Annotated in this window: 2 protein-coding genes and 2 pseudogenes; 1 reads left to right on the forward strand and 3 read right to left on the reverse strand. The window is 63.8% G+C overall.

Going from position 1 to position 3,776, the window contains the following annotated elements; genetic code table 11:
* A pseudogene (locus EN781_RS34580) lies at positions 1–471 on the forward strand (epimerase); the annotation flags it as partial.
* On the opposite strand, the pseudogene EN781_RS28205 reads toward EN781_RS34580, so the two are convergent.
* The 3 genes and pseudogenes from EN781_RS28205 to EN781_RS28215 all read right to left on the reverse strand — a co-directional run.
* Positions 459–1,004, reverse strand: a pseudogene (locus tag EN781_RS28205) (sugar transferase). The pseudogenes EN781_RS34580 and EN781_RS28205 overlap by 13 nt on opposite strands.
* A 115-nt stretch (positions 1,005–1,119) precedes the next feature.
* Entirely contained in the window at positions 1,120–3,114 is a 1,995-nt protein-coding gene (locus EN781_RS28210) for a nucleoside-diphosphate sugar epimerase/dehydratase (protein ID WP_189347902.1), read from the reverse strand.
* Positions 3,115–3,369: 255 nt separating this feature from the next.
* The coding region (locus EN781_RS28215; protein ID WP_145965671.1) for a sugar nucleotide-binding protein at positions 3,370–3,776 on the reverse strand (407 nt) is incomplete at its 5' end.

Here is a 3,776-nt window from a genome sequence, read left to right on the forward strand (position 1 = left end):
GTGCTGCGCCTGCCGCCTGTTCATGGCGAGGGCATGAAGGGAAACCTGGCAACGCTGATGCGGCTTGCCGATAGCGCCTTGCCGCTGCCGACAGCGGCCCTGACCGGGACTCGCTCGCTGATTTCGACCGGCGCCGTGGCCGGCGCGGTGCTGCGGCTGTTGACCAAACCGACGCCGCTGCGGCCCATTTATATAGCCGGCGACCGCCCGCCCGCCGCGATCTCCGAGATCGTCACCGCCTTCCGGCGCGGTTTCGGACGGCCGCCGCGCCTGGTTGCCGTGCCCGCCGCTCCGATGCGGCTGGCGGCAAGGTTGTTCGGCAAGGCCAAGGCATGGGAGGCCCTGGCGGCAACGCAGATTTGCGATCCGTCGCTGCTTTTTGCGGAGGGCTGGGCGCCGGAAACCGATACGCTGGAGCAGCTCACCGAACTGGCGCGGCGAAGCCGCTCGGGCGACGCTCAAGCGCGATAGATGGTTCCCAGCAATATCCTGAGATCGAGGCCGAGCGAGGCAGTCCGCAGGTAGGCGGCATCGGTCTCGGCGCAAAGCACGGGGGTCGACATGTCGATACCCCGGATCTGCGCGAGGCCGGTCATGCCGGGAAGCGCCGAGAGCACGCCCAGGTCCCGGCGGCGCTAGACCAGTTCCGTCTGCGTGGGCAGGCATGGGCGCGGGCCGACAAGGCTCATTTCGCCTTTCAGCACGTTCCAAAGCTGAGGCAACTCGTCGATCTTGGCCCGGCGCAACGCCTTGCCGACGGCGGTAACGGATTGCGGCGGCGCCTCATGCGTGGGCAAGGACGGCGTTCCTCGGTACATGGTCCGCAGCTTGTGGCAGCGAAATGGCACACCGCCCTGCCCGACCCGGGTCTGGGAAAAGAGCGCCGGCCCAGGCGACGATGCCTTGATGGCCAGCATTGCAACAAGCAGCACGGGCGACGACGCCACCAGCATCGAGGCAGCCACCACAAGATCGAAGGTTCGCTTCGGCCCTTTCAGGGTCATCCAATGCTGCTCCGCGGTCGATGGTCCCAAATCCGGCGCAGCCGAATGCCATGGCCAATGCGCGAGGATCGCCGGGCTTGGCTTCAATAGCCAATCATCGACGCGCCGGACAGGTCTAACCTGCCCGTCCAACTGATTTCGGGCCGGTTTCCCGCGGTGCCTCAACCGGCGGCTTTTCAGCCTCATGCAGTCCCGCCAACACGGCAAGAGCGGCCGCCTTGTCCTGGTCACGTATTGCCGCCTGCAATGCCGTCAGGGCGACTTGAATTCTCGGCCATGACACCACTTCGGCGCGCAGGCCAAAAATCTTGGCGATATCGAGCGCGACGACCTCTTCATTCTCGCCCTGCAGCGTCTCGTGCAGCTTTTCGCCCGGCCTGATGCCGGTGAAGCGGATCGGGATGTCGGTGTAGGGGTTTTTGCCGGCCATGCGGATCATGGTTTCGGCGACTTCGAGGATCGGCACCGGCTTGCCCATGTCCAACATATAGATGGCGTAGTCGTCCTTGCCCTCCCGCTGCTCGGCATCCGCGGCCGACATGATGACGAGATCGACGGCCTCTGCCACTGTCATGAAATAGCGGGTCATGCGCCGGTCGGTGATGGTGACGGGGCCGCCGGCTTCGATCTGCGCCTGGAAGATGGTCGCCACCGAACCGTTGGAGCCGAACACATTGCCGAAGCGCACGGCGATGAATTTGGTACCGGCGCGGCGTCCGCCCTGCCCGACAGCCTGCGTTTCGTGGAGTGAGCTCACGATCTGCTCGGCCGCTCTCTTGGTGATGCCGAGCACCGAGGTCGGGTCCACCGCCTTGTCGCTCGAGATCAAAAGGAACTGCGGGACCCCGCATTTGGCGGCAACCTCGGCGCAGGCGAGCGTGCCGAAGATATTGGTCTGGATCGCGAATTCCCAGTTCTCCTCAAGCAGCGGCACGTGCTTCAGCGCCGCTGCATGGAAGATGATGGACGGCATGAATTCGCTGACGACGCGCGTCATCTGGCGCCGGTCGGTGACGTCGACGATGCGGCTCTTCAGTCGATCGTGGTCCTTTTCGCCGATGGACTGGTCGAGTTGGAAGATGCCGAATTCCGAAATGTCGGCGACCAGAACGGCCTCCGCGCCGAGTTCCAGCGAGCGCTTGACCAGGATGCGGCCGATGGAGCCGGCGCCCCCGGTGACGAGCACGCGTTTGCCGCTGACGAAGGCGCCGATGCGTTCGATGTCGGGCGGCACGGTCGAGCGACGCAGGATGGTTTCCATCTCGACGGCGTCGAGCACAAGCTTGCCGCCTTGCCCAAGTTCCGAGAAGCCCGAGAATTGGACGACGGCGATGCCGCTGTGGCGGGCGACGCGAACAAGCTCCGAATACTCCTCGATCTCGCGTTCGGCGCCATTGCCAAAGATAAGCAGGTCGATATTTTCCGTGCCCCTGGCGTATTCCTCGAGCACTTCGACCAGCCGCGGGCGGGCGGCCACTACCGGAACGCCCTGGATCTGCGTGCCCAGTGGCGCTCCACCCTCGATCGCCATGATGCCGGCGATGGCATATTCGGTAGGTTGCGCGGTGCGCGTGAAACGGATGATCACGTCGACCTCGCTCAACCTGCCGATGAACAGCGCCTGCTTGATCCGCGCGTCGCCTCCGCCATTCCTGCGACCGAGGATGCGCCAACTCGCGCCGTCGCGCAGGAACCGGTAGTAGAGCCTGGGCGCGGAAATGATGGTGAAGGAGACGAGGAAAAAGACGATGAACTGACGCTCGTTGAGGCCGGTGACGGGCTGGAAGGAGCGGAAGGCGAGCGAGGACAAATAGAGGACTACCGTCAGGATTCCGCAGCCCTTGAGGATGTTGAAGAAATCGGGTGTCGAGGCGAATCGCCAAACGGTGTTGTAAAGGCCGCAGTATCTGAACAGCAGATGGGCAATCAGCACGATGACCGCCCAGCAGGCCAGCCCGCCATAAGAGAACGCGTCGAACGACAGCTTCGACTGTGACAAAACCAGGCTGAGCGCCACCGCGATCAGGACCATGATGATGTCCTGAAGCATGATGATAGCACGCCGCATCTTCGGCCGAAGTCCGGACACGGCTTCTACATAGGATGTCATTGGGTAGTACTGAACTCCAGGCACGAAGACATGGCCACTAGACTGGCGCCGGACAGATCATCATCCTGCGCCGATCCAGAGCGCCATTCCCCAGCCCCTTCACCCCGTTATCGCATAGCGTGGAGTTGAGATCATCGCCATATATTTTTTTGGAAGCACGCAGGATTGAATGCCTGCATACTTCCCGTCGGCGACTTGATCTGCTTGCGCGGACTCCGCCGGACTGGACAGTTGGGGGCGCAACATTAGAGTTCGCTACCGCTGGCCCGGGCCGGCGACGGATCCACCGGCATCGCCTTTTGCCTGTCCCAGCAAACGAGACACCACCCTTTGTGCGGACAGCCGCCAGTCCGGCGCCTGCCAGGCGAAGGTGCTCCCGAACCTCGCCGTTGACAGGCGCGAATTTTGGGGGCGTCGAGCCTTGGTCGGATAGTCGCCGGTGGCGATGTCGCGCACCCGCGCGTGCGGCCCGCCGTGCGCGCGGCTCATCTCCAGGATCTGGCGGGCAAAACCGCTCCAGTTGGCCTCGCCGGCTCCCGTCAGATGGTAAATGCCAAAGTCATCAAAATCCCTGTCGCGATCGAGCCTTGCCGCCGCGTGCAGGATAGCGGCGGCGATATCGAACGCCGAGGTGGGGTTTCCCCACTGATCGGCCACCACCG

This window comes from Mesorhizobium sp. M4A.F.Ca.ET.090.04.2.1 (assembly GCF_003999085.1).
Taxonomy (GTDB): domain Bacteria; phylum Pseudomonadota; class Alphaproteobacteria; order Rhizobiales; family Rhizobiaceae; genus Mesorhizobium.

Coding starts and splice junctions, on each gene's coding strand:
- EN781_RS28210 (WP_189347902.1), bottom strand. CDS start 3,114: ATGACATCCTATGTAGAAGCCGTGTCCGGACTTCGGCCGAAGATGCGG.